The sequence below is a fragment of the Citricoccus nitrophenolicus genome (assembly GCF_047305825.1).
Classification (GTDB): domain Bacteria; phylum Actinomycetota; class Actinomycetes; order Actinomycetales; family Micrococcaceae; genus Citricoccus; species Citricoccus nitrophenolicus.
Genome location: NZ_CP063070.1, coordinates 349,725 through 375,715, shown reverse-complemented (window position 1 = coordinate 375,715; position 25,991 = coordinate 349,725). Strand labels below are relative to the sequence as shown.

Below are 25,991 nucleotides of genomic sequence, written 5' to 3'. Positions count from 1 at the left end.
GAGGCGGGGAAGGAGGCATGCGTGCAGGCTGAGAGCCGCGCCGTGCGCACCGTCCGTCAGGTCCTGACGGCAGCGGACATCGATCGTGCACTGACCCGGATCGCGCACGAGATCCTCGAGTCGAACAAGGGTCCAGACTCCCTGGTGGTCCTGGGCATCCCGCGCCGCGGCGTTCCACTGGCCGAACGCCTCACCGCGAAGCTGGAGCGGATCGATCCGGGATTCGACGCCTCCGCGGCGACCGGTCAGCTCGACGTCACCCTCTACCGTGACGACCTGCGCCGCTCCACCTCCCGCACCCCCGCTCCGACCCGGCTGCCAGAGCGCGGGATCGATGGGGCCACCGTGGTGCTGGTGGATGATGTGCTCTACTCGGGACGAACCATCCGGGCGGCACTGGACGCCCTCAATGACAGTGGCCGTCCGGCCGCGGTGAGACTGGCCGTGCTGGTGGACCGCGGCCACCGTGAGCTGCCGATCCGGGCCGACTTCGTGGGCAAGAACCTGCCGACCTCCACCGCCGAGCGCGTCCAGGTCCGGCTCGTCGAGACCGACGGTCCGGAGCATCCCGAGGACACGGTGTCCATCGCGGATGTGGAGGCCGCCCGGTGAAGCACCTGCTCTCCACCCAGGCCCTCTCGCTCGAGGACGCCCTGCGGATCCTGGACACCACGGAGGAGATGGCCGCCGTCTCCGGCCGCGAGGTCAAGAAGCTGCCGGCCCTGCGCGGCCGCACCGTGGTCAACCTCTTCCTCGAGGACTCCACCCGCACCCGCATCTCGTTCGAGGCGGCGGCCAAGCGACTCAGCGCGGATGTCATCAACTTCTCCGGCAAGGGCACCTCGGTCTCCAAGGGCGAATCCCTCAAGGACACGGTCCAGACCCTCGAGGCCATCGGCGCCGACGCGATCGTGATGCGGCACTGGGGCTCGGGGGCCGCCGCCCAACTCGCTGACTCCGGGTGGGTCCGCTCCGCCGTGGTCAACGCGGGGGACGGCACCCACGAGCACCCCACGCAGGCGCTGCTGGACGCGTTCACCCTGCGCCGGCACCTGGCCCGGCGTCACGGGACCACTGCCCACGGCACGGACCTGACCGGGATGAGGGTGGTGATCGTCGGGGACATCCTGCACTCCCGGGTGGCCCGCTCCAACCTGTGGCTCCTGACCACCCTGGGGGCCCAGGTCATCCTGGCCGCGCCGCCCACGCTCGTTCCCGTCGGGGTGGAGGACTGGCCCTGCACCGTGACCTACTCCCTGGACGAGGCCCTGGCCGCCGCGCCGGACGCCGTGATGATGCTGCGCGTGCAGTCCGAGCGGATGCATGACGCGTTCTTCCCCTCCGCCGCGGAGTACACGCGGTCCTGGGGCCTGACGGACGAACGTCTGGCACGGCTCGAGGCCTCGGGCGTGGAGGACGCCGTGATCATGCACCCCGGGCCCATGAACCGCGGTCTGGAGATCTCCGCCGCCGCGGCAGACTCCGTCCGCAACACCGCCTTGGAACAGGTCACCCACGGCGTCTCCGTGAGGATGGCCGTCCTGTACCTGCTGCTGAACCAGAAGGAGTCCGCATGAGCGCCTCACCCCTGTCCCCGAGCCGCCACCTGATCGCCGGAGGCACCCTGCCGGACGGCAGCACCGCGGATGTCCTCATCGAGGACGGCCTGCTGGCCGCCGTCGGGCAGGACATCCCGACGACGGCGGACACCGAGGTGCTCGAGGCACGGGGCCGCCTGGTCCTGCCCGGCCTCGTGGACCTGCACGCCCACCTGCGCCAGCCGGGCCGTGAGGACGCCGAGACGGTGGAGACGGGCACCCGCGCCGCGGCGCTCGGCGGCTTCACCTCGGTCCACGCCATGGCGAACTCCACGCCGGTCGCGGACTCGGCCGGGGTCGTCGAACAGGTCTGGCAGCTGGGCCGCGAGGCCGGCTGGTGCGACGTCCACCCGGTGGGCGCCGTGACGGTGGGCCTGGGCGGGGAGCGCCTGGCCGAACTGGGCGCCATGGCCGAGTCCCGGGCCCAGGTCAGGGTGTTCTCCGATGACGGGCTGTGCGTCGCCGACCCGGTGATGATGCGGCGCGCCCTGGAGTACGTCAAGGCCTTCGACGGCGTGATCGCCCAGCACGCGCAGGAACCGGGGCTCACCGACGGCGCCCAGATGAATGAGGGCGCCCTGTCCTCGGTGCTCGGCCTGGCCGGCTGGCCGGCCGTGGCGGAGGAGGCCATCATCGCCCGGGACGTGCTGCTCGCCCAGCACGTGGGGTCCCGACTGCACGTCTGCCACGTCTCCACCGCCGGCTCGGTGGAGCTCATCCGCTGGGCCAAGGAGCGCGGGATCGACGTGACCGCTGAGGCCACCCCGCACCACCTGCTGCTCACCGAGGAACTGGTCCGCAGCTATGACCCGGTCTACAAGGTCAACCCGCCGCTGCGCCGCGAGGCGGACGTGATGGCGCTGCGCGAGGGCCTGGCGGACGGAACCATCGACACGATCGGTACCGACCACGCGCCGCACACCGCGGAGACCAAGGAGTGCGAGTGGACCGTGGCTGCCATGGGCATGACCGGGCTGGAGACCGCCCTGCCCGTGGCGCAATTGGCCCTGGTGGACACCGGACTGATGGACTGGGCCGGCATCTCCCGGATCCTGAGCTCCACGCCGGCCCGGATCGCACGGCTGGCGGACCAGGGCCGGATCTCCGCGGAGGGCACGTTCGAGATCGGTGCCCCGGCCAATCTGACGGTCTACGACACCTCGGCCTCGCGCCGGGTGGACCCGGACACACACGCCACCAAGTCCCGCAACAGCCCCTACCGCGGCATGGAGCTGCCCGGACAGGTCACCGACGTGTTCAACCACGGCCATCCCGTGGTCCGTGACCGCGCCCTGGCCACGCCTCGCCCGAACCACCAGACAGGAATCACCCAGCAGTGAACGACGCGTTCAACACCGAATACGCCCTCATCGGGGCCGTGACCGTCATCTGTGTGGCGCTGATCGTCCTGTTGATGTGGTGGGGCTGGCGCAACCGCAAGCGACGCCAGCAGGACGTGGCCGCCCCAGCCTCCGTGCCAGCGGCGGTCCTCGAGGGCGAACCCCTGGCGGCGGCCGAGGGCATGTACGTCTCCACCGTGCGCGGACAGGACTACCTGGACCGGATCGCCGTCCACAGCCTGGGCCTGCGCACCAACGCCCGCCTGGAGGTGCACCCCGCCGGGGTCGCCGTGCTGCGCGAGGGCAGCCAGAACCTCTTCATCCCCCGTGCGGACCTTCGTCAGGCCGGACTGGATGCCGGGATGAGCGGCAAATTCGTGGAGAAGGACGGGCTGGTGGTGGTGACCTGGACGCTGGACGGCCAGGAGGTCACCACCGGCTTCCGCACCCGCGCCGCCCAGGACCGCGACCCCCTGCTCGACGCCCTGACCGGGCTCATCAGCACCACCACAGACCCGACAGATCCGACAGACCAGACAGACCCGACAGACCCGAAGATGGAGAACAACTCGTGAGCCTACTGAACCGCGCGCCCGCCGTGCTGGTCCTGGCCGACGGCACCGCCCACCACGGCCACGCCTACGGTCAGACCGGCACCACCCTGGGTGAGGCCGTCTTCACCACCGGCATGACCGGCTACCAGGAGACCCTGACGGATCCCTCCTACGCCCGGCAGATCATCGTGCAGACCTTCCCGCACATCGGCAACACCGGGGTGACCTCGGAGGACGCGGAGTCGCGGGCCGTCTTCGCGGCCGGCTACGTGGTGCGGGATGCCGCCCGCAGGGTGTCGAACTGGCGAGCCGAACGCAGCCTGGACGAGGAGCTGGAGGCCCAGGGCGTCGTCGGGATCCAAGGGGTGGACACCCGTGCCATCACCCGGCACCTGCGTTCCGCGGGGTCCATGAAGGCGGGGATCTTCTCCGGAGAGGCGGCCCAGCGGCCGCTCGCCGACCTCGTGGCCGAGGTGGCGGCCCAGCCGTCCATGGCCGGCGCCCGGCTGGCGGAGGAGGTCACCACGGCGGAGTCGTACATGGTGGAGCCAGCCGAGCACGGTTGGACGGGTGAACCCCTGCACACCGTGGTGGCGCTGGACCTGGGGCTGAAGGCCGCCACGCCGCGCCACCTGGCCTCCCGGGGCGTCCGCCTGCACGTGCTGCCGGCCACGGCCACCTTCGAGGACATCACCGCACTGGACCCGGACGGCGTGTTCCTCTCCAACGGTCCCGGCGACCCGGCCACGGCAGACGAACAGGTGGCGCTGACCCGACAGGTCCTGGACGCCGGCCTGCCGTTCTTCGGCATCTGCTTCGGCAACCAGGTCTTCGGCCGTGCGCTCGGCTTCGACACCTACAAGTTGCCCTTCGGCCACCGTGGCCCCAACCAGCCCGTCATGGACAAGACCACCGGGCGGGTGGAGATCACCTCACAGAACCATGGTTTCGCCGTGGACGCGCCGCTGGGGGAGCCGGTCACGGCACCCGAGCAGAAGTACGGCCGCGTGGAGGTCTCGCACTGGTCCCTGAACGACCAGGTGGTGGAGGGCCTGCGGCTGCTGGACCGCCCCGCGTTCTCCGTCCAGTTCCACCCCGAGTCCGCGGCCGGACCCCACGACTCCGTCCCGCTGTTCGACCGCTTCATCGAGCTGATGGACGCCGCCAACTCAGCCAACCCAACCAATCCCGCCAACCCTGCCAACCCCGCCGAAGGAGCCTGAGCCCGCATGCCCAAGCGCACCGATCTGCAGTCCGTCCTGGTCATCGGCTCCGGCCCGATCGTCATCGGCCAGGCCGCCGAGTTCGACTACTCCGGCACCCAGGCCATCCGGGTCCTCAAGGAGGAGGGCCTGCGCGTGGTCCTGGTCAACTCCAACCCGGCCACCATCATGACGGATCCGGAGCTGGCGGACGCCACCTACGTGGAGCCCATCACCCCGGAGGTGGTCGAGAAGATCATCGCCGTGGAGCGCCCGGACGCCGTCCTGCCCACGCTCGGCGGCCAGACCGCCTTGAACACCGCCATCGCCCTGGACAAGAACGGGGTGTTGGAGAAGTACAACGTGGAGCTGATCGGGGCGAACATCGAGGCGATCGAGCTCGGTGAGGACCGCGAGAAGTTCAAGGGCGTGGTGGAGCGCTGCGGCGCCGAGTCGGCGAAGTCCGTGATCGTCCACAGCATGGACGAGGCCTTCGCGGCGGCCGAGACCCTCGGCTACCCCATGGTGGTCCGTCCCTCCTTCACGATGGGCGGGCTGGGCTCCGGCCTGGCCTACAACGAGGAGGACCTGCGCCGCATCGCCGGCGCCGGCATCCAGTACAGCCCGACCTCCGAGGTCCTGCTCGAGGAGTCCATCCTCGGCTGGAAGGAGTATGAGCTGGAGATGATGCGGGACCGCAATGACAACGTCGTGGTGGTCTGCTCCATCGAGAACTTCGACCCGGTCGGCGTGCACACCGGAGATTCGATCACGGTGGCCCCGGCCATGACCCTGACGGACCGCGAGTACCAGAAGATGCGGGACATCTCGATCGCCGTCATCCGCGAGGTCGGGGTGGACACCGGCGGCTGCAACATCCAGTTCGCGGTGGACCCGGCCACCGGCCGCATCATCGTCATCGAGATGAACCCGCGCGTCTCCCGCTCCTCGGCCCTGGCCTCCAAGGCCACCGGCTTCGCGATCGCCAAGATCGCCACGAAGCTGGCCCTCGGGTACTCCCTGGACGAGATCCCGAACGACATCACGCAGAAGACCCCGGCGTCCTTCGAGCCGGTCATCGACTACGTGGTGGTCAAGGTCCCGCGCTTCGCCTTCGAGAAGTTCCCGGCGGCGGATCCCACGCTGACCACCACCATGAAGTCCGTCGGCGAGGCCATGGCGATCGGCCGCAACTTCACCGAGGCACTGCAGAAGGCCCTGCGCTCCCTGGAGCAGAAGGGCGCCGAGCTGCGCTTCACCGGGGACGCCGTCCCGTCCGTGGACGAGGTGGCCGTTCTGGTGGAGCAGTCGAAGGTCCCGACGACGGACCGGCTGGCCCAGGTGCAGCAGGCCCTGCTGGGCGGTGCGAGCCTGGAACAGCTCTTCGAGGCCACGAAGATCGACCCATGGTTCCTGGACCAGCTGCAGCTCATCAACGAGGTGGCCACGGATGTGGCCGCGGCACCGGAACTGGACGCCACCGTGCTGCGCCATGCCAAGCGGCACGGCTTCTCGGACGACCAGATCGGTCAGCTCCGGCACATGGACCCGGCCGTGGTCCGGGGGGTGCGCCACGCGCTGGGCATCCGCCCCGTCTACAAGACCGTGGACACCTGCGCCGCCGAGTTCGAGGCCTACACCCCGTACCGGTACTCCAGCTATGACGTCGAGGACGAGGTGACGGACCACGCCAAGCCCTCGGTGATCATCCTCGGCTCCGGTCCCAACCGGATCGGCCAGGGCATCGAGTTCGACTACTCCTGCGTGCACGCGTCGCTGGCGCTGCGGGAGGCCGGGTATGAGACCGTCATGGTCAACTGCAACCCGGAGACCGTCTCCACGGACTACGACATCTCCGACCGGCTCTACTTCGAGCCGCTCACCCTGGAGGACGTCCTCGAGATCATCGCGGCCGAGGAGCGCTCCGGCGGGGTGCTCGGCGTGTTCGTCCAGCTCGGCGGCCAGACCCCGCTCAAGCTGGCCCAGCAGCTTGCCGACTCCGGCGTGCCGATCCTGGGCACCTCGCCGGAGAGCATCGACCTCGCCGAGCACCGCGGCGAGTTCGCCCGCGTCCTGGATCAGGCCGGACTGGTCTCCCCGAAGAACGGCACCGCCGTGTCCTTCCCGGACGCCAAGCGGGTGGCGGATGAGATCGGCTACCCCGTCCTGGTCCGTCCGTCCTACGTCCTCGGCGGCCGTGGCATGGAGATCGTCTATGACGAGGAGTCCCTGTCCCGGTACATCGAGAACGCCACGGAGATCACCGTGGACCACCCCGTGCTCGTGGACCGCTTCCTGGAGGATGCCACGGAGATCGACGTGGACGCCCTCTACGACGGCACGGACCTGTACATCGGCGGCATCATGGAGCACATCGAGGAGGCCGGCATCCACTCCGGCGATTCGGCGTGTGCCCTGCCACCGATCAACCTGGGCCCGGACACCCTGGCCAGGGTGCGCGAGGCGACCCTCGGCATCGCCGCGGGAGTCGGCGTGCGCGGGCTGATCAACATCCAGTTCGCGCTGGCCTCGGACGTGCTCTACGTGATCGAGGCCAATCCGCGCGCCTCGCGCACGGTCCCGTTCGTCTCCAAGGCCACCGGTGTGCAGCTGGCCAAGGCGGCCGCCCTCATCGGCACCGGACAGTCCATCGCAGACCTGCGGGCCGGGGGCATGCTGCCCTCCGGTCATGACGGCTCCACCCTGCCGCTGGACTCCCCGGTGGCCGTCAAGGAGGCCGTGTTGCCGTTCGCCAGGTTCCGCACCCCGGAGGGCCGCGTGGTGGACTCCCTGCTCGGGCCCGAGATGCGCTCCACGGGCGAGGTGATGGGCATCGACAAGTACTTCGACACCGCCTTCGCCAAGAGCCAGGCCGCGGCCAACAACCCCCTGCCCCTGTCCGGTACCGTCTTCGTCTCCGTGGCGAACCGGGACAAGCGCGGGATCGTGATGCCCGTCAAGCGGCTGATCGACCTGGGCTTCACCATCGTCTCCACCGGTGGCACCGCTGAGGTGCTGCGCCGCAACGGCGTGCAGGCGGACGTGGTGGCGAAGATCGCGGACAACGCCGAGCACCATGCCGGGGGGACCGTCCTCGAACGCCTCGAGGCCGGGGAGATCTCGCTCGTGCTGAACACGCCGTCCGGCGGGGAGTCCCGCGGGGACGGCTACGAGATCCGGGCGGCCGCCACCTCCATCGGTGTGCCGATGATCACCACGCTGTCCGAGTTCGGCGCTGCGATCCAGGCGATCGAGGCCCAGCGCGAGTATGCATGGGACGTCACCTCACTGCAGGAGCACGACGCGCGGCTGGCCGCTGCGATCGAGCGGTCCGGTACCGCCTCGTGAGCAGTCCCGCAGGCCAGGTGAACAGCGCCGGCCGGGTCCCGTTCGGTGCCCGGCTGGCGGCCGCGATGCACGCCGCCGGGCCCTTGTGCCTGGGGATCGACCCGCACCCGCAGCTGCTGGCGGACTGGGACCTCCCGGACACGCCCGTGGGACTGGAACGGTTCTCGATGACCGCTCTGGAGGCCGCCGCCGAGGGGCCGGACGGGATCGCCGTGGCAGCCCTCAAGCCACAGGTCGCCCTGTTCGAACGCCATGGCTCGGCCGGACTGGCCGTGTTGGAACGCCTGCTGCGACGGGCCCGCCAGGCCGGGGTACTGACGATCGCCGACGCGAAGCGGGGTGACATCGGCTCCACCATGGCTGGTTACGCCGAGGCGTGGCTCGCTGACGACGCGCCCCTGGCCGCCGACGCCGTGACGCTGAGCCCCTATCTCGGCTACGGCTCCCTGGCCCCGGCCGTGGAACTGGCGGAGGCCACCGGCCGCGGCGTGTTCATCCTGGCGCTCACGTCCAACCCGGAGGGAGCCTCCGTGCAGCACGCCGGTGCCGCTGGTGACGCCGTGGCGCGGGTCATCACGGAGGCGGCCGCCGGGGACAACGCCCGGGCCCTCGCGGCGCAGACCGACGGGGGGACGCGTCCTGCCCTCGGCCCGGTGGGGCTCGTGGTCGGTGCCACCGTGGCAGAGCAGGCGTCACGGCTGGGCCTCGACCTGGCCGGGGTGCGTGGCGCCCTGCTGGCCCCTGGCTTCGGTGCGCAGGGTGCTTCCGGAGCCTCCATGCGGGCCGGTTTCGGAGCCGCCTGGCCGTCCGTTCTGGCCACCTCCAGCCGGGCGATCCTGGCGCGGGGGCCCCAGATGGACGGTCTGCGCGAGGGCATCCGGGCCGCGGTGGCTGAGTTGTCGGTTCCTGCCGAGGACGGCTGACCCGGGTCACCGTTCGGTAAAGTTCGCGGCCCCGGCGGTGGACTGCAGACCTGAACGGGATACATCGGGTACCTTACGTCCAAGTCACGGCGACTTTGCCGGGGCTCGCACACCCTAGTCCCCGAGGTGAGACGAAATGGCACTGAAGGAATTGTCGGCAGCTGAGCGGGAGGCGGCGCGGAGCAAGGCGTTGCAGGCTCGGACGGCCCGGGCCGCCCTCAAGGAGTCGTTCCACTCGGGGCGGTCCACCCTGGAGCAGGTGTTCACGGCCGCCGACGAGGACGACGCGATCGGCCGCATGCGCACCGTGGACCTGCTGCAGACCCTGCAGGGAGTGGGGGAGGTGCGCGCGGCGAAGATCATGGATTCCTGTGGCATATCCCCCAATCGGCGCCTCCGCGGCCTGGGCCGTCGGCAACGGGAGGCACTCATCGCCTATATTGGCCGGTAGCCCGCCACCGGGCAAGACCACCCCAGCCAGGAGACCGTGTGACCACTGACCCCGTACCTGCCGTTCCCTCAGCCCGGCCGGTCAGCCTCCGGCCCGAACATCAGACCTCCTCGGCTGAGGGCCGGCCGACCGTCACCGTGCTCGCGGGACCGACTGCCGTGGGGAAGGGCACCGTCTCCCGGTTCATCCGGGAGCACTACCCCCAGGTCTGGCTCTCGGTCTCAGCGACCACGCGGGATCCGCGGCCCGGCGAGGTCGAGGGGGAGCACTACTTCTTCGTGGGGTCGGAGCGCTTCGACGAGCTCGTGGCCCAGGACCAGATGCTCGAGTGGGCGGTGGTGCACGGCGTCAACCGCTACGGCACTCGCAGGGACACCGTGCAGCAGGCCCGGGACGACGGCCAGCACGTGTTGCTGGAGATCGACCTGCAGGGGGCACGCCAGGTGCGTCAGGCGTTGCCGGAGGCCACCTTCGTCTTCCTGTCCCCGCCTGACTGGGACGAATTGGTGCACCGGCTGGTCGGACGCGGCACGGAATCTGCCGACGAACAGCAGCGGCGGCTGGAAACGGCTAGACTGGAACTCGCTGCCGAGCCGGAGTTCGATGCCGTGGTGGTCAATGACACCGTGGAACGCGCCGCGCAGGAGCTGGTCCGCATCATGGGATTGGACCCCCACGACCGCCGCTAGGACCACCGGCAGCCCGCAGACAACAGAGCTAGAATGTCCGGAACCGAGGACATCTGGAACACCGTATGAACAACCGTGGAGATCTTGTGACCGAACAGTACGAAGGCATCGTCAACCCGCCCATCGACACCCTGCTGGAAAAGGTTGACTCCAAGTACGCCCTGGTGCTCTTCGCCGCCAAGCGGGCCCGCCAGATCAACGCCTACTACTCCCAGCTCCACGAGGGCCTGTTCGAGTACGTCGGCCCGCTGGTGGACACCAAGCTCAATGAGAAGCCGCTGTCCATCTCCATGCGGGAGATCGAGGAGGACCTGCTGGAGGCCACCCCGATGACCGAGGAGCAGATCGCCGCCGAGGTCCAGGGCGACTTCGCCTCGTTCGAGCTGGCCGGCACCGCCGAGACCGAGCTCGCCGAGGACGCGTTCTCGGCCGAGGGCGTGGGCCTGGACGCCGTGGCGGAGATCGCCGACACCGCCGAGACCGAGCCGGCTGCGGCTGCTGAGACCGCAGAGGCCGAGACGGTGGACGGCGAGGGCACCGAGGACCAGCAGGCCTGATCCGCTGACTGCCTCCGGGTTCTCGACTGCAGGGTTTTCGACTGCAGGGTCGCCGCCGACTAGGTTGGATCCCATGAGGATCGTTCTCGGAGTCACCGGCGGGATCGCCGCCTACAAGTCCGCGCTGCTGCTGCGCCTGATGACCGAGGCCGGGCACCAGGTGGACGTGGTGCCCACTGCGGCTGCCCTGAACTTCGTGGGCCGTGCCACCTGGGAGGCACTCTCCGGACGGCCCGTCCGGACCGACACCTTCGAGGCCGTGGAGTCCGTCAATCACGTCCGCCTGGGCCGTGAGGCGGAGCTCGTGGTGGTGGCTCCGGCCACGGCCGACTCCCTGGCCCGAACCGCCGCCGGGCTGGCCCCGGACCTGCTGGGCAACGTGCTGCTGACAGCCACCTGTCCGGTGCTCATGGTCCCGGCCATGCACACCGAGATGTGGCTGCATCCGGCCACCGTGGCCAACGTCCAGACGCTGCGCTCGCGCGGCATGACCGTTCTCGAACCCGATTCCGGCCGGCTCACCGGCGCGGACACCGGGCCCGGGCGATTCCCGGAGCCGGAGCGCATCTGGGCGGAGGCACAGCGACTCTCCTCGACCAGTGGCACCCTGGCCGGCACCCGCCCGCTGGCCGGGCGCACCGTCGTCGTGACCGCCGGCGGCACCCGGGAGGCCCTGGACCCCGTCCGCTATCTGGGCAACCGCTCTTCCGGCAAGCAGGGCGTGGCCGTGGCCGAGGCCGCGTTGGCGGCGGGCGCCTCGGTGACGTTCATCGGCGGGGCGATGTCCGTCGATCCGCCCGCCGGCACCGAGGTGGTCCGCGTCGAGTCCACCCAGGAGCTGCACGAAGCGGTGCTGAGCCACGCCACCGGTGCCGATGCTCTGGTGATGGCCGCCGCCGTCGCCGATTTCCGGCCTGCGGAGTACGCCGAGGCCAAGATCAAGAAGGCCCAGGACGGAACGAACCCGGTCATCCACCTGGAGCGCACACCGGACGTCCTGGCGGATGCCGTGGCGGCCCGGGCCGCCGGTCAGCCCCTGCCGGGCGTGATCGTGGGCTTCGGCGCCGAGACCGGTGACGGCACCACCTCCGTGCTGGAGTTCGGCGCCGCGAAGCTCGCGCGCAAGGGCTGCGAGATGCTCGTGGTGAACCAGGTGGGACGGGATCAGGTCTTCGGTCAGGACACCACCGAGGTCACCATGCTGTTCGCAGACGGCCGTGAGCCGGTGGCGGTGGCGGGGGACAAGACGGACGTGGGGGTGGCCATCGTGACGGAACTGGCTGGCCTGCTGGATCAGCCGGCTCGGCTGGATAGGATGGATCAGTGACTGACGCACCGAACGACGCACTGCGGGAGACCGCCGACTACGAGTCCTATCGGGGAATCGGCAGCGGGGTCCTCCGCCTGTTCACCTCCGAGTCCGTGACCAGCGGTCACCCGGACAAGATCTGTGACCAGATCTCGGACTCCATCCTGGACGCGATCCTGGCGCAGGACCCCACAGCCAAGGTCGCCGTGGAGACCCTGACCACCATCGGGCTCGTGCAGGTGGCCGGCGAGGTCAACACCTCCGCCTACGTGGAGATCCCGAACATCGTCCGGACCACCATCCTGGAGATCGGCTACAACTCCTCGGCCAACGGCTTCGACGGCGCCAATTGTGGCGTGAACATCTCGATCGGCCAACAGTCCTCGGACATCCACGCCGGCGTGGAGACCTCCCTGGAGTCCCGGGACGGCTCCGTGGATGACGTGGACCGTCAGGGCGCCGGCGATCAGGGCATCATGTTCGGCTACGCCTCGAACGAGACCCCGGCGTTCATGCCGGCTCCCATCTTCCTGGCCCACCGGCTCTCCGAACGGCTCTCCTCCGTCCGGAACCAGGACGACAGCCCCATGCCCTACCTGCTGCCGGACGGCAAGACCCAGGTCACGGTGGGCTATGGCGAGGACGGGCTGCCGAAGACCGTGGAGACCGTGGTGGTCTCCACCCAGCACCTGGACGAGGTCACCCTGGAGCAGCTGCGCGAGGACGTCATCCAGCACGTCATCCGCCCTGTCCTGGCGCACTCGGGCCTGGAGGCCGGCGGCGCCGTCTTCATCGTCAACCCCGGCGGGAAGTTCGTGATCGGCGGGCCGGTGGGGGACGCCGGCCTCACCGGCCGCAAGATCATCGTGGACACCTATGGGGGCATGGCCCGGCACGGCGGTGGTGCCTTCTCCGGCAAGGACCCCTCCAAGGTGGACCGCTCAGCGGCGTACGCCATGCGCTGGGTCGCCAAGAACGTGGTGGCGGCCGGGCTGGCTGACCGCGCCGAGTTCCAGGTGGCCTACGCGATCGGCAAGGCACGCCCGGTGGGTCTCTACGTGGACACCTTCGGCACCGAGAAGGTGGACCAGAACACCATCATCGAGGCCGTCAACCAGGTCTTCGACCTGCGCCCGCTGGCCATCATCCGGGACCTGAACCTGTTGCGTCCGATCTACCGCAAGACCGCCGCCCACGGGCACTTCGGCCGCGAGGACCCTGATTTCACCTGGGAGCGCCTGGACCGCGTGGACTCCCTGCGCGCCGCCGTCGGTTGGTAGACGAGCCCCTCTTCGACCTGCCCGTACCGCCGCCGGTCACGGGACTGCCGGAGGTGGCCGGCGGTTGGCCGGACGAGCCGGTGGCCCGAGTCCTGTTGGACTCCGGGGTGCCGCACCTGGACCGGGAATTCGACTACCTCGTCCCGAGGGCCATCGACGACGACGCGCGGCCGGGCGTCCGGGTCAAGGTGCGCTTCGGTCACCAGGACGTGATGGGCTGGCTCATGTCCCGCGGGACGGAGCCCTCCACCGGGGCCAAGCTCCTGCCCCTGCGATCCGTGGTCTCCCCGGAACCGGTCCTGACCCCAGAGGTCCGGGACCTGGCCCGTGCCGTGGCGGCCCGGTATGCCGGGACCGTGGCTGACGTCCTGCGGGTGGCCGTACCGCCCCGCGTCGCCAAGGTGGAGAAGGCCCTCAACGCCGAGGCGGAGTCGCCGGAGGCCACGGGGACGGCGGTGACTGCACCGGTTGCGACTGCTTCGGTCGCTGCGACCGGCCCCGAGGGCGGCTTCGACTGGACCAGGTTGGCCGGCGCCGGGGCGTTCTTCGACCAGGTGGCCGCCGGGGACGGGCCACGGGCTGCGGTGGCCCTGCCCAGCGCGCACGGACGGTGGGATGCGGCGGAGTTCCTCGCCGATGCCGCCGCGCGGACCGCGGAGGCAGGCCGGGCCGCCGTCGTGGTGGTTCCGGATCAGCGGGACCTGGAGCGGCTGTGCCGGGCCCTGGACGCTCGCGTGGGCACCGCGGGCTACGCCCGCCTGACCGCCGACGACGGCCCCACCCCCCGGTACCGCGCGTTCCTGCAACTGCGGCGCGGGTTGCGAAGGATCGCGGTGGGCACCCGGTCGGCGATCTGGGCCCCCGTGGAGCATCCCGGCCTGGTGGCCGTCTGGAACGACGACGACGCCCTGCACGCCGAGCAGCGGTCGCCGTACCAGCATGTGCGGGAGGTGGCGCTGCTGCGCTCGGAGCTGGCCGGTGCCGGGCTGCTGCTGGCCTCGACCACGCGTACCCCCGAGGTGCAGCGGATGGTCGAATCCGGGTGGCTGGGGGAGTTCGGCGTGGACCGGTCCACGGTCCATGCGGCCACCCCGCGCGTGGTCTCCACCGCCGACTCCTGGGAGACGGAGCGGGACCCCCTGCTGGCTCGGGCCAGACTGCCCCAGGCGGCCTGGAGGGCGGCGCGCGACGGGCTGGAGGGGAAGCACGGAGAGCCGGGCCCGGTGTTGGTCCAGGTGGGCCGCAGCGGCTTCATCCCTGCGTTGATCTGCCGAGACTGCGGCACGCCGGCGCGCTGCCGGCACTGTACCGGGCCGCTGGGCTTCCCGGACCGCACGGCGTCCGCGCGCAGCGAGGCGGCCTGCCGGTGGTGCGGGCGGAGGGAACGGGAGTACTCCTGTCCCGAGTGCGATTCGCCTCGGCTCCGGGCGGGTTCCCGGGGGGTGGACCGAACGGCCGAGGAACTGGGCCGGGCGTTCCCGAACACTCCGGTGCTCTCCTCCTCCGGGGAGCACATCCTCTCCACCGTGGACGCGGTGCCGGCGCTGGTGGTGGCCACCACGGGGGCGGAGCCCGTGGCCGAGGGCGGCTACACAGCGGCCCTGCTGCTGGACGGCGACTCGCAGCTGCAGCGTGAGGGGTTGCGGACCCCGGGTCAGGTGCTCTCGCGGTGGTTCGCCGCCGCGGCCCTGGTGCGGCCCCGCGATGACGGGGGAGTGGTGGTGGTGACGGCCTCCCAGGAGGGCGTGGTGGGGGCCCTGGTCCGCATGGACCCTTCGGGATATGCCTCGCGGCAGCTCGCCGAGCGGCGTGAGCTGCACCTGCCGCCCGCCGTCCGGATGGCCGAGGTGTCCGGGCCTCTCGACGCGGTGCAGTCCTTCATCGAGCTGGTGGCACAGGTCGAGCCGCCGGGCGGCGCGCAGGACCTGCCCTGGATCGGCCCGGTACCCGTGGATGAGGCGGCCAGCGCTGCCGGTGCTGCCGGTCCTCCCGGTGGTGCAGGGGCGGTTCGGACCAGTGGTGAACCGCCACGGCACCGTGCCCTGCTGTTCTTCCCGTACGGTGCCGCACGCACGGTGGTCGAGTCATTGCGCGCGGCCCGTTCCGCCGCCAGCGCCAGGCGACTGACCGACCCGGTGCGCGTGCGGATCGACCCGGTCGACCTGCCGTAGGCGTTCCGGCCGGGCCCGGGCAACGTCCCTCCCCTCAGCCGACCGGGGAGGTGGTCGCTGCCGCGAGGATCTGGGCCAGTTCGCCGGGGCGGCTCCACATGGGCCAGATCCATCAACTGCGTGCTCGGGATCGAGCAGCACACCAACGTGGTCGGAACCCGCCGTCGTGCATCGTTGTGCAGCTCCACGGACTGGCGCAGCACGGGACCGGGCTCGGGCACCGCTCGAGACCTGAAGTCTGCGAGTACCTCGGCACCCAGCCCCTGGAGGCTGGCCTGTTCCCCGAGGGCCTCGAAGGACGGCAGGGGAAGCTCTTCCAGATCCTCGGGCGTCCCCGGGGCGAAGGCACGTCCGGACGCGACCGGCCCACTGTCCACCCAGACCACCCGGCGAACCAGTTCGGGATGCCGATCGAGGACGACGCTGACCGGGGCGTTGGCTCCGCTGTGCGCGACGAGGACCACCGGCTCGCCGTCAGAATCCGCGGCGTGGGCGATGACCCGCTCGAGCGCTGCCACCTGATCGTCGAGGGTCCGGGAGGCTCGTTCGAGGTCTGTCTCCTCGAGGCCGGGAAGGGTGATCGGGAGGGTGCTGAGGCCCCAGGTGGAGAGGTGTTCCACGACTGCGTCCCATGCCCAGGCACCCAGCCAGTGTCCCGGGACCAGGACGATGTTCGTGTTGTTCGTGTTGTTCTTGTTGGCTGAGTTGGTGGTCATGCAGCGATCCTCGCAGGCCTCGTGGACAACGGTGTGTCACTATTTCTGACAGGATCTGCGCGGGAGGTGGGCACATGAAACGAGCAGAGCGGCTCCATGCGCTGTCGGAGATGTTGCGACGCAGTGGCTCCCGGGGGTGCACTGCGGAACGTCTGGCGCATGAGTTCGGCGTGTCGGTGCGGACGGTCAAGAGGGACGTTGAGGCACTGGAGAACAGCGGCGCGGCGATCTGGTCCCGTCCGGGGCCCGGGGGTGGCTACGGACTGGCGACTCCAGCGCACCTTCCACCGGTCAGCCTGACATCGGCCCAGGCGGTGGCGCTTCTCGTGGCCGTCTCCTCTGCGCCCGATGCCCCCTGTGCAGACATCGCTGCGTCCGGTGTGCGGAAGATCCTGGATGTCCTCGACCCTCGGACCAGGGTGAAGGCAGATGAGCTCGCGCATCGGGTCTGGGTGGACGCCCCACCGCCTGCGGCGCGGACGATCAGATCCGCGCTGGAGGAGGCGATGGCGGACCAGCGCGTCGTGCGCATCCGATACATCGCACGCGAGGGCCCCAGGAGCAGTCGCGATGTCGAGCCACTGATGTTCGCCTCGACGCACGGCCGCTGGTACCTGGTCGGATGGTGCCGACTGCGCGGGGACATCCGGTGGTTCCTCGTGAGCCGCATCGAGCGGGCCTGGGTGACCACGGTCCCCTGCGGTGACCACGGCATCCACGAAGTGGGTGTCCCTCCGGAGTCGGCCAGGACCGTGCATGGTTGACGTGTGACAGGCGCTCACTGAGGGAATCCACAGGTTGGAGGCGGGGTCTTTACGGTGTCCGTGCGGCCGCATAGACTAGTACACATGTTCGAAGGACCGGGTGAAGGTGAGTCAGGCGGGGGCCTCGGTGCCGATCCGGCGGCCACCGGTTCTGCCGCAGGTGCCGCGGGGATACGCGCCTGCCTCTCGGTGCTGACCGGACTTCCGAGGCCTTCGACTGAAGCCGAGGCGGTGGACCGGATCCGGTCGCTGGAAGAACTCAAGTCGGCCTGTGCGGCCGCCCAGGGACGCACCACGGCGGCCCTGCACGGGCTGCGGACTGAGGCGGAGGCCGAGCAGGGGATTCCTGCCCGGGACCGCGGGCGCGGGCTGGCGGCCGAGGTGGCGTTGGCCCGCCGAGAATCGCCGAACACCGGCTCCAGGGACCTGGGCCTGGCCCGCGCCCTCTGTGAGGAGATGCCGCACACCCTGGCCGCCCTGACGCGTGGGGTCATCTCGGAGTGGAAGGCCACCATCATGTGCCGGGAGACCGCCTGGCTGCCAGTCGAGGCCCGGCACCAGGTGGATGAGCTCATGGCGGATCGCCTGGAGGACCTGGGGGCCAAGAAGCTGGCCGGCGTGGCACGCGCCCACGCGCAACGGCTCGACCAGGCCTCCGCGGTGGAGCAGATGAACCGGTCCGAACGTGAGCGCCGGGTGTCCGTTCGTCCGGCACCCGGCGGAATGGCGTATCTGACGGCCCTGTTGCCGATGGCCCACGCCGTCGGTTGCCTCGGGAGCCTGAAGACGTCCGCGGCCACCACGATCGGGACGGGAGAACGGAGCGGGCGGACCCAGGACCAGATCATGGCGGATCTCCTCGTGGAGCGCATCACCGGGCAGGCGAAGGCCGAGGACGTGCCGGTGGAGATCCACCTCGTCATGACGGATCGCTCGCTCTGGGGTGCCACCGAGGTCAACACGGCGAGGGATCCGTCCGGAGAGGACCCGAATGACCCTGCCAGTGGGTCCGTGACCCCTGCATGGCTGGTCGGGCACGGTCCCCTGCCAGCGGAGGTGGCCCGGAGGGTCATCACGGATTCGGAGGCCGAGGTCTTCATCCGGCGGCTGTATACGGAACCGACGTCCGGGCAGCTCGTGGCCATGGACTCCGCGCGGCGAACCTTCAGTGGTGCCCTGCGCCGGATGATCCTGGTGCGTGACGACACCTGCCGTACCCCCTACTGTGACGCCCCGGTCAAGCATGTGGACCACGTCACCCCCTTCCGGGACGGCGGGGCCACCAGTGCGGCGAATGCCTCTGGTCTGTGCGCACGGTGCAACTACACCAAGGAGAACCCGGCCTGGTCCCACACGGCGGACGGTGATCGGCTGGCCGTGACCACGCCGACCGGACACCGTTACACGGTGCGGACGCCTCCGTTGGTGGCGGGAGCACCGCCGGCACCAGGCGCCGGCCCACCCGCCGTGGCGTCGGGGAATCGGCCCCTGCAGTCCGAGCGCGGGCCGACAGGTTTGGGGTGCCTGCCAACAGAGGGGCTGACCGCGCCGCGGCCAGGACTTCCGCCGGAGGTCCGGCCTGACAGAGCGTGGAGACCGCAGCCTGATCCCGTGCTGGGCCACGTGAGCTTCTGGCCTGCCAACAGCGTCCTCGAGCAGGCTGTGATCCAGTTGCTGATGGCCACTGCCGTGGCGCGACGAGCTGGAGCCGACTAGACCTGGAATGCGCGGATCAGCTCGGCAGCCTGCGGCGCACGCTCGTAGTGGATGAGGTGCCCGACCCCGTCGAGGATCTCCAACTGGACATCCGGGGAGACCCTGCCGATGCGTCGGGCCAGTTTGCGTTGGCCGCGCACCGAGCCCAGTTCGTCGTCGGCGCCGGCCACGAGGAGTACGGGCAGGCGCAGGCCCTCAGCCACGTCGAGGACTGAACCGGTGGTGGAAGCCCGGTAGGCCTCCACGAGCACGGTGCGGTGGTCGAAGGAGGAGAAGTAGTTCTGATGCTGGTCGTGCAGGTAGGCCAGGGTGTTGCGGTCGGTGGTCTTGGCCATGACGGTGCCGGTGATCCAGACGACCAGCGGTGAGGACAGCACGGCGTGACCGAGCCGGCCGGGCATCGCGGCCGAGGCCTCGTAGTACCCCTCGGCGATCCGAGACATCAGTATCTTGGCGGTCGAATCGTCGGCGGTGAGAGCCGGTTCGCAGATGGGGTTGAGCAGGGCCAGGCCAGCCCAGCGATCCGGCGTCCCGACGGCCAGATGGGAGGCGATGACCGAGCCGAAGGAATGTCCCAACAGGATCGGCCGGGCCCCACCGGTCGACGCCTCCGCCGCGCGTCGGCCGGAGGACGCGGTGGGAATCAGGCCCAACGCCTCCACCACACTGCGCACGGCGGCGGCGTAGTGGGCCACCGTGTGCTCGGCGTCAGGGAAGGCCGGGGAGTCTCCGAAGCCGGGTAGCTCGGGCAGGAAGATCTCCTGACCGGGCAGGCAGTCCGCCAACAGGGCGAGACCGTGGTGGTCCCCCCGGAACCCGTGGACGGCCACGATCGGGGCGCGGGCAGCGGCCGCCCCATCGTCCGGATAGTGCCACACAGCGAGGGGCGTGGCCCGTCCCGAAACCGGATCGGGGATCTCCAGCAGGATCCGCTCGGGGGTCCGGGCCGGGAAGCCGGTGATGACGCTCGTGTCCCGTGGTGCCGGCGGCACCAGCAGACGATCACGCCAGCGTATCGGCAGCGGCCGGGGGCCTGAGCGGGGAGCCGGGGGAGCTGGGGGAGCCGGGGGAGTACTCACCCCCACAGGCTAGCCACCTCGGGCCCGGAACGCGGAGAAGCCAACACATGGACGGGCCGGAGGGTTGAGGTGCCGGAGTGTGGATAGGCTTCCCGCATGAAGGCAGTCATCAGCATCGATCAGGGCACCACCTCGACCCGCGTGGTGGTGATGACCGAGGACGGCCGGGTGGCGGCCAGTGCTCAACGGGAGCACCGTCAGTTCTTCCCGCAGCCGGGATGGGTGGAGCATGACCCGCTGGAGATCTGGGAGAACACCCGGGAGCTCTCGGGGCTCGCCCTGACCAGGGCACGGATGAGGCCGGCGGATGTGGCCGGCGTCGGGATCACCAACCAGCGGGAGACCACGGTCCTGTGGGACGCCGTCACGGGGCGGCCGGTGCACCGGGCCATCGTGTGGCAGGACGCCCGCGCGGATGATCTGATGGACCGGCTCAGGTCGGACGGGCACGAGGACGCAGTCCGCGCCCGGACCGGGCTGCCGCTGGCCTCCTACTTCTCGGCCGGGAAGATCAGTTGGATGCTGGAGAACGTCCCCGAGGCCAGGGAACTGGCCCGTACCGGCCGCCTCCGTGCTGGGACCATGGACAGCTGGCTGCTGTGGAACCTCACGGGTGGAACGGACGGAGGCATCCACGCCACGGACGTGACCAACGCCTCCCGCACTCTGCTGATGGACCTGGAGACCCTGGATTGGGACGATGGCCTGGCCAGACTCTTCGGGATCGATCCGGATCTGGCTGCGGGCATGCTCCCGCGGATCCATCCCTCCGTGGGGGAGTTCGGCACCATCAAGGGCGCGGAACCGCTCAGTGGCCTGCCGGTCTGCGGGATCCTCGGAGACCAGCAGGCCGCCACGTTTGGTCAGGCGGCCTTCAACCCCGGTGACGTCAAGAACACCTACGGCACGGGCTGCTTCCTGCTACAGAACATCGGGACGACGCCGGAGACCTCCTCCCACGGTCTCGTCACCACGGTGGCGTTCCAGGTGGAGGACGGGCCCGCCTACTATGCGCTGGAGGGATCCGTGGCCGTGGCGGGATCGCTGGTGCAGTGGCTACGGGACAACCTCGGCATCATCCGGGCCTCGGAGGAGGTGGAGGCGTTGGCCGGGTCCGTGGCAGACAACGGCGGCGTCTACTTCGTCCCGGCCTTCTCGGGACTGTACGCCCCGTACTGGCGGCCGGACGCCCGGGGGCTGATCGCCGGGCTCACCGGCTTCGCCACGGCGGGACACCTCGCGCGAGCCGCCCTGGAGGCCACGGCGTATCAGTCACGGGATGTGCTCGAGGCGGTGGTGGCGGACGCCGGCCAGCGTCCGGAGGAACTGCGCGTGGACGGAGGCATGACCGTCAATGACGAACTGATGCAGTTCCAGGCGGACATCCTGGGCCTGCCGGTGGTGCGGCCGGAACTCGTGGAGACCACCGCGGTGGGGGCCGCGCACGCTGCGGGACTGGCCTCCGGGGTCTGGCGCGACCTGGACGAGGTGGCGGGTCTCTGGCGCGAAGGCCGGCGCTGGGAGCCGGAGATGTCCTCCCGGGAGCGGGACCGGTTGCTGGGCCGGTGGGAGCAGGCCATCCAGCGGTCCCTGGGCTGGGCAGAACAGGGCTGATGCCCGCGCTCTGCGCCCTCCGGAGTACGATGGACAGGCGCGCCGACCGCCCGGGCCGCCGGGCCGGCGTCGCCGTTCATTAACAGCACCCCTGCATCTCCATGCACCCGAAGGACAGGACCTCCGTGAGCCAGCCAGCACCAGGTACTCCGCAGCCCCACGAGACCGAGGAGTACTCGTTCGCGGCGCTAGAGGACCGCTGGGGCGGATATTGGGAGCAGCACGGCACCTTCGCCCCGCTGGACGACGGCTCCAGTGAACGCCGCTACGTCCTGGACATGTTCCCGTACCCCTCGGGGGACCTGCACATGGGCCACGCCGAGGCCTTCGCCATGGGAGACGTGGTGGCGCGTCATTGGATGCAGCAGGGCTATGACGTCATGCATCCCATCGGCTGGGACTCCTTCGGGCTGCCCGCCGAGAACGCCGCGATCAAGCGCAACGCGCACCCGGCCGAGTGGACCTACAAGAACATCGACACGCAGAAGGCCTCCTTCCAGCGCTACGCGATCTCCGCCGACTGGTCCCGTGAACTGCACACCTCGGACCCGGAGTACTACCGCTGGACCCAGTGGCTGTTCCAGCAGTTCCATGCGCAGGGCCTGGCCTACCGCAAGGACTCCCCGGTCAACTGGTGTCCCAAGGACCAGACCGTGCTGGCCAACGAACAGGTGGTCAACGGCGCCTGTGAGCGGTGCGGGACCGCCGTCACCAAGAAGTCCCTGAACCAGTGGTACTTCAGGATCACCGAGTATGCGGACCGGCTCCTGGAGGACATGGCCGAGCTTGAGGGCCACTGGCCCGAGCGCGTGCTGGCCATGCAGCGCAACTGGATCGGACGCTCCGAGGGCGCCCACGTGGACTTCCGCGTCGAGGCCTCCGAGGTGGCCGGGGACCTTGAGGGCCGGGACCTCACCGTCTTCACCACCCGCCCGGACACCCTGTACGGGGCGACGTTCATGGTGGTCGCCGCGGACTCGGACCTCGCCCTGGAACTCGTGGACCCGGCGCATCGTCAGGACCTGGAGACGTACCGCGAGGCACTGAAGAACGTCTCGGAGATCGAGCGTCAGGCCACCGACCGCGCCAAGACCGGTGTCTTCCTGGGCCGTCATGCCGTGAACCCCCTCAACGGGGAGCGGCTGCCACTGTGGGCCTCGGACTACGTGCTGGCCGACTACGGCACCGGCGCCATCATGGCCGTGCCCGCCCATGACCAACGTGACCTGGACTTCGCCCGCGCCATGGACCTGCCGGTGCGCGCCGTGCTGGACACCGGTGAGGAGGACCCCTCCGTCTCCGGTGTGGCCACCACGGGTGAGGGCACGCTCGTGAACTCCGGCGGTCCGGACGGCCTCGACGGCCTGGCCAAGGCCGAGGGCATCACCCGCGCGATCGAGATCCTGGACGAGCGGGGCACCGGGCGTGGCACGGTGAACTACCGACTGCGCGACTGGCTGTTGTCCCGTCAGCGGTTCTGGGGCGCGCCCATTCCGATCGTGCACTGCGCTGACTGCGGCGAGGTGCCGGTCCCCGAGGAGCAGCTGCCGGTACTCCTGCCCCAGGACGTGGCCGGTGAGGAACTCGCGCCGAAGGGCCAGTCCCCGCTGGCCAGCATCGAGTCCTGGGTCAACACCACCTGCCCGGGCTGCGGCGGTGCCGCGTTGCGGGACACGGACACCATGGACACCTTCGTGGACTCGTCCTGGTACTACATGCGCTTCGCCTCCCCGAACGAGGACGGCCAGGCCTTCGACCGGTCCGCGGTGGACCGCTGGCTGCCGGTGGACCAGTACGTGGGGGGCGTGGAGCACGCGATCCTGCACCTGCTCTACTCGCGCTTCTTCACCAAGGCGCTGTATGACATGGGCCTGATCTCCTTCACGGAGCCCTTCAAGGCGTTGCTCAACCAGGGTCAGGTCCTCAACGGCGGCAAGGCCATGTCCAAGTCCCTCGGCAACGGCGTGGACCTGGGGGAACAACTGGACACCTTCGGAGTGGATGCCGTCCGGCTGACCATGATCTTCGCGTCCCCGCCCGAGGATGACGTGGACTGGGCGGATGTCTCACCCGGCGGATCGGCCAAGTTCCTGGCCCGCGCGTGGCGCCTGGCCCAGGACGTGCAGCTGCACGGTACGGCACCGGGCACGGATCCCGACGGCGGCGATCTCGCCCTGCGCCGGCTGACGCACCGCACCGTGGCGGATGCGGCCCGGCTGCTGGACGAGCACAAGTTCAATGTGGTGGTGGCCCGCACCATGGAGCTCGTCAACGGCACCCGCAAGGCGATCGATGCCTCCACGGCGGCGGACCCCGCCGTGCGTGAGGCCACGGAGGCCGTGGCCATCCTGCTCAGCCTCTTCGCCCCGTACACGGCAGAGGACATGTGGTCCAGGCTCGGCCACGAGCCCTCGGTGGCCCGGGCGGGCTGGCCGAAGGTGGAGGAGTCCCTGTTGGTGCAGGACTCCACCACCGCCGTGGTGCAGGTCAAGGGAAAGGTCCGGGACCGTCTGGAGGTGCCCGTGGACATCTCCGCGGCGGACCTGGAGGAACTCGCGCTGGCCTCGGCCGCCGTGCAGCGCACCCTCGGCGACACCGCCGTCCGCAAGGTGATCGTGCGCGAGCCCAAGCTCGTCAACATCGTCGTCTGAGGACCGGCCCCGTGTGCGGGGCCACTCGAGGGGAGACGGAGATCATCGGAGAGGAGCGGGCATGGCTGATCTGGCCACGTGGCAGGAGGCCATGCTCGCGAACATCCGCCAGGTGCGCAGCACGCAGCCCGGCTGGGTCCGCTTCGGGTTGCCGCCCTCCCGCAAGGGCCGTACGGCGATAGTCACCGATTCCTCGGCCTCCATCCCCGCCGAGGTGGTGGGGCACCCGCTCGCCAAGGGGCTGCGCCAGGTGCCCATGCCGGTCATGCTGGGTGAGCAGATCCACGCTGAGGGGACCTCAGAGCTGATGCGTGAGCTGCCGCTGGCCTTGGCGGCCGGTACCCCGGTGAAGACCTCGCGGCCCTCTCCCGGGACCTTCAGCGCCGTGTACCAGGAGTTGGCCGAGTCCGGTTTCGAGCAGATCATCTCGATCCACATCTCCGGCCGCCTCTCGGGGACCGTGGAGGCTGCCCGGCTCGCCGGACGGGAGGCGCTCATCCCGGTGACCGTGGTGGACTCGCAGACCTCGGGCTTCGCCCTCGGCACCGTGGTGTTGGATGCCGTGATCGCCGCGGGCTTCGGGACGCCTGCGGACCAGGTGCTCGCCCGGGTGGACGAGGGGACACAGGAGGCCGAGGTCTTCTTCACGGTCCCGAACCTGGACCAGTTGAGGCGTGGAGGCAGGGTCGGCACCATGGCCGGCCTGCTCGGGACCCTGCTCAACGTCAAGCCGGTGCTGACGTTGGACGAAGGCGTGGTCTCCCTCGTGGACCGGCCTAGGACGGCGGCACGGGCCACTGAGCGCTTGATCGAGCTCGCCGAGGATTCCACCCGGGACACCGAGGGGCACAAGGAGCGGGTCGCCGTCCATGGGTTCGGCAATGAGGCCGCTGCCCAGGAGTTGGCCTGGCGTCTGCAACACCTCTCCTCGATGCCCGTCCCGGTGATCCCCCTGCCGGCCGTGTTGGCCGCACACCTGGGGTTGGGGGCCCTGGGCGTGACTTTGAACCCGACGGCTACTGCACAACGGCCCGAGTAGGCGCGCGTCCTCCACAGTGGCTGGACCGGGGGCTGTAGCGGGCGGTCCCCGGCGGTCAAGGTGGAGCCATGGGACGTCACAGCCACGATCACCGTGCCACGGCGCAGGACGTGCGGACCGGCGATGCGCCGGATCATCGGGGCCCGGCGGACACCCAGGAGGACTGCGAATACTGGGAGGAGGCGCCGCGGCCCACGCCTCTCTGGCGCACCCGGATCGTGACCTCGGCCGTGCTGCTCCTGGCCGTGGTGGCCGGGACCTGGTGGGCTGTCGGCTGGCTGACGTCACCGGCGGGCCCCGGCGGGGCAGCTGTGCCGGGCGCGGCCTCGGTCCAGGCCCCTTCTCCGAGCACCGCAACGGCGTCCGAGCCTGCCCGAGGTGTGGCATCGCCCCCGCCCAGCGGCACGGCTGCCCGGGACACGGCTGCCAGTGACACCGTCACCATCCATGTGGCGGGCGAAGTGAACCAGCCCGGCCTCTTCGATGTACCGGTCGGTTCACGGGTGGCTGACGCGGTGCAGGCGGCCGGTGGCCCCACCGAGGATGCCGAACTGGACTTGATGAATCTGGCCGCGCCGGTGGTGGACGCCACCCAGATTCTGGTGCCGGGGACCGGAGACGCCGTGACGGAGGCCCCCGTGGAGGGCGGCGAACCAGGCACCGGCCCTGCTGACAGCCGGCCGGGATCAGCGGCCGGGGCCTCTGCCACCGTGGACCTGAACGTGGCGGACACCGCTGCCCTCGAGCAGCTCCCGGGGATCGGTCCAGCCTTGGCGGGCCGCATCATAGAACACCGCGACCAGGTCGGCCCCTTCGGGTCCATGGAGGACCTTGACGCAGTCTCGGGGATCGGTCCAGCCCTGATGGAGCGCCTCGATGGATTGGTCAGTTGGTGATCCTCGGCCGGTCTCCGCTGCGGACCTCTGGACCACTGCATACCTCTGGGCCATTGCATACCTCCGGACCACTGCACCGCTGACGGTGGTGAAC

General features: G+C 70.2%; 20 protein-coding genes and 1 pseudogene. 19 read left to right on the top strand and 2 right to left on the bottom strand.

From position 1 onward, the window contains the following. The first annotated feature begins 21 nt into the window (after positions 1 to 21). The 13 genes from pyrR to IMT31_RS01705 all read left to right on the top strand — a co-directional run bounded on the left by pyrR (position 22) and on the right by IMT31_RS01705 (position 15,422). Positions 22 to 612 carry a bifunctional pyr operon transcriptional regulator/uracil phosphoribosyltransferase PyrR gene (gene pyrR, locus IMT31_RS01765; protein ID WP_345355066.1) on the top strand — a complete coding sequence of 197 codons (591 nt, stop codon included), beginning with the start codon at positions 22 to 24 and terminating at the stop codon, positions 610 to 612. Next, positions 609 to 1,577: an aspartate carbamoyltransferase catalytic subunit gene (locus tag IMT31_RS01760; protein WP_413543546.1), complete on the top strand. Its 969-nt coding sequence runs from the start codon at positions 609 to 611 to the stop codon at positions 1,575 to 1,577. The genes pyrR and IMT31_RS01760 overlap by 4 nt, the downstream gene beginning before the upstream one ends. Continuing rightward, positions 1,574 to 2,938 carry a dihydroorotase gene (locus tag IMT31_RS01755; RefSeq protein ID WP_413543545.1) on the top strand — a complete coding sequence of 455 codons (1,365 nt, stop codon included), beginning with the start codon at positions 1,574 to 1,576 and terminating at the stop codon, positions 2,936 to 2,938. The genes IMT31_RS01760 and IMT31_RS01755 overlap by 4 nt, the downstream gene beginning before the upstream one ends. Next, positions 2,935 to 3,513, top strand: a complete 579-nt coding sequence (locus IMT31_RS01750; protein WP_345355075.1) for a hypothetical protein — start codon at positions 2,935 to 2,937, stop codon at positions 3,511 to 3,513. Before IMT31_RS01755 ends, IMT31_RS01750 begins: the two co-directional genes overlap by 4 nt. After that, positions 3,510 to 4,715 (top strand): glutamine-hydrolyzing carbamoyl-phosphate synthase small subunit, encoded by a 1,206-nt coding sequence (gene carA / locus IMT31_RS01745; protein ID WP_345355077.1) that lies wholly within the window; start codon positions 3,510 to 3,512, stop codon positions 4,713 to 4,715. The genes IMT31_RS01750 and carA overlap by 4 nt, the downstream gene beginning before the upstream one ends. A 6-nt stretch (positions 4,716 to 4,721) precedes the next feature. After that, positions 4,722 to 8,042, top strand: coding sequence for a carbamoyl-phosphate synthase large subunit (gene carB, locus IMT31_RS01740; RefSeq protein WP_345355080.1), 3,321 nt, complete (start codon positions 4,722 to 4,724; stop codon positions 8,040 to 8,042). Further along, entirely contained in the window at positions 8,039 to 8,965 is a 927-nt protein-coding gene (pyrF, locus tag IMT31_RS01735) for an orotidine-5'-phosphate decarboxylase (RefSeq protein WP_413543544.1), read from the top strand. The genes carB and pyrF overlap by 4 nt, the downstream gene beginning before the upstream one ends. 136 nt (positions 8,966 to 9,101) lie before the next feature. Then, positions 9,102 to 9,416, top strand: coding sequence for an integration host factor, actinobacterial type (gene mihF, locus IMT31_RS01730; protein ID WP_345355086.1), 315 nt, complete (start codon positions 9,102 to 9,104; stop codon positions 9,414 to 9,416). A gap of 38 nt (positions 9,417 to 9,454) precedes the next feature. After that, positions 9,455 to 10,105, top strand: a complete 651-nt coding sequence (gene gmk / locus IMT31_RS01725; protein WP_413543543.1) for a guanylate kinase — start codon at positions 9,455 to 9,457, stop codon at positions 10,103 to 10,105. An 86-nt stretch (positions 10,106 to 10,191) separates the two neighbouring features. Further along, positions 10,192 to 10,662, top strand: a complete 471-nt coding sequence (gene rpoZ, locus IMT31_RS01720; protein ID WP_345355089.1) for a DNA-directed RNA polymerase subunit omega — start codon at positions 10,192 to 10,194, stop codon at positions 10,660 to 10,662. 73 nt (positions 10,663 to 10,735) lie between these two features. Further along, a complete protein-coding gene (gene coaBC / locus IMT31_RS01715) occupies positions 10,736 to 11,989 on the top strand; it encodes a bifunctional phosphopantothenoylcysteine decarboxylase/phosphopantothenate--cysteine ligase CoaBC (protein WP_413543542.1) in 1,254 nt (417 codons plus the stop codon). Positions 11,990 to 12,045: 56 nt separating this feature from the next. Beyond that, on the top strand, positions 12,046 to 13,251 hold the full coding sequence (gene metK / locus IMT31_RS01710) for a methionine adenosyltransferase (RefSeq protein WP_413544350.1): 1,206 nt from the start codon (positions 12,046 to 12,048) through the stop codon (positions 13,249 to 13,251). Then, positions 13,245 to 15,422, top strand: a complete 2,178-nt coding sequence (locus IMT31_RS01705) for a primosomal protein N' (RefSeq protein ID WP_413543541.1) — start codon at positions 13,245 to 13,247, stop codon at positions 15,420 to 15,422. The genes metK and IMT31_RS01705 overlap by 7 nt, the downstream gene beginning before the upstream one ends. Before the next feature lie 200 nt (positions 15,423 to 15,622). On the opposite strand, the pseudogene IMT31_RS01700 reads toward IMT31_RS01705, so the two are convergent. Then, positions 15,623 to 16,138: pseudogene (locus tag IMT31_RS01700) on the bottom strand (alpha/beta fold hydrolase); the annotation flags it as partial. A gap of 74 nt (positions 16,139 to 16,212) precedes the next feature. Here IMT31_RS01700 and IMT31_RS01695 point away from each other — a divergent pair. After that, positions 16,213 to 16,902, top strand: coding sequence for a helix-turn-helix transcriptional regulator (locus IMT31_RS01695; protein ID WP_413543540.1), 690 nt, complete (start codon positions 16,213 to 16,215; stop codon positions 16,900 to 16,902). An 84-nt stretch (positions 16,903 to 16,986) separates the two neighbouring features. After that, complete coding sequence (locus IMT31_RS01690) at positions 16,987 to 18,618, top strand: DUF222 domain-containing protein (RefSeq protein ID WP_413543539.1); 1,632 nt, start codon at positions 16,987 to 16,989, stop codon at positions 18,616 to 18,618. On the opposite strand, the gene IMT31_RS01685 is transcribed toward IMT31_RS01690, so the two are convergent. After that, a complete protein-coding gene (locus IMT31_RS01685; protein WP_413543538.1) occupies positions 18,615 to 19,610 on the bottom strand; it encodes an alpha/beta fold hydrolase in 996 nt (331 codons plus the stop codon). The genes IMT31_RS01690 and IMT31_RS01685 overlap by 4 nt on opposite strands. Before the next feature lie 183 nt (positions 19,611 to 19,793). Here IMT31_RS01685 and glpK point away from each other — a divergent pair, with 183 nt between their 5' ends. From glpK to IMT31_RS01665, 4 genes are all read left to right on the top strand, one after another. Continuing rightward, positions 19,794 to 21,311 (top strand): glycerol kinase GlpK, encoded by a 1,518-nt coding sequence (glpK, locus tag IMT31_RS01680; RefSeq protein ID WP_413543537.1) that lies wholly within the window; start codon positions 19,794 to 19,796, stop codon positions 21,309 to 21,311. Between the two features lie 101 nt (positions 21,312 to 21,412). Continuing rightward, positions 21,413 to 23,962, top strand: coding sequence for a leucine--tRNA ligase (gene leuS / locus IMT31_RS01675; protein ID WP_345355113.1), 2,550 nt, complete (start codon positions 21,413 to 21,415; stop codon positions 23,960 to 23,962). A gap of 61 nt (positions 23,963 to 24,023) precedes the next feature. Next, positions 24,024 to 25,001: a DegV family protein gene (locus tag IMT31_RS01670; protein ID WP_345355116.1), complete on the top strand. Its 978-nt coding sequence runs from the start codon at positions 24,024 to 24,026 to the stop codon at positions 24,999 to 25,001. A 68-nt stretch (positions 25,002 to 25,069) separates the two neighbouring features. Next, positions 25,070 to 25,897 carry a helix-hairpin-helix domain-containing protein gene (locus IMT31_RS01665; protein ID WP_413543536.1) on the top strand — a complete coding sequence of 276 codons (828 nt, stop codon included), beginning with the start codon at positions 25,070 to 25,072 and terminating at the stop codon, positions 25,895 to 25,897. The last annotated feature ends 94 nt before the right edge of the window (positions 25,898 to 25,991 follow it).

Bases quoted from the DNA above. Each gene is read 5' to 3' on its own strand.
- IMT31_RS01755 (WP_413543545.1), top strand. From the start codon at position 1,574: ATGAGCGCCTCACCCCTGTCCCCGAGCCGCCACCTGATCGCCGGAGGC.
- carB (WP_345355080.1), top strand. From the start codon at position 4,722: ATGCCCAAGCGCACCGATCTGCAGTCCGTCCTGGTCATCGGCTCCGGC.
- mihF (WP_345355086.1), top strand. From the start codon at position 9,102: ATGGCACTGAAGGAATTGTCGGCAGCTGAGCGGGAGGCGGCGCGGAGC.
- coaBC (WP_413543542.1), top strand. From the start codon at position 10,736: ATGAGGATCGTTCTCGGAGTCACCGGCGGGATCGCCGCCTACAAGTCC.
- IMT31_RS01695 (WP_413543540.1), top strand. From the start codon at position 16,213: ATGAAACGAGCAGAGCGGCTCCATGCGCTGTCGGAGATGTTGCGACGC.
- IMT31_RS01690 (WP_413543539.1), top strand. From the start codon at position 16,987: ATGTTCGAAGGACCGGGTGAAGGTGAGTCAGGCGGGGGCCTCGGTGCC.
- glpK (WP_413543537.1), top strand. From the start codon at position 19,794: ATGAAGGCAGTCATCAGCATCGATCAGGGCACCACCTCGACCCGCGTG.
- leuS (WP_345355113.1), top strand. From the start codon at position 21,413: ATGCACCCGAAGGACAGGACCTCCGTGAGCCAGCCAGCACCAGGTACT.
- IMT31_RS01670 (WP_345355116.1), top strand. From the start codon at position 24,024: ATGGCTGATCTGGCCACGTGGCAGGAGGCCATGCTCGCGAACATCCGC.
- IMT31_RS01665 (WP_413543536.1), top strand. From the start codon at position 25,070: ATGGGACGTCACAGCCACGATCACCGTGCCACGGCGCAGGACGTGCGG.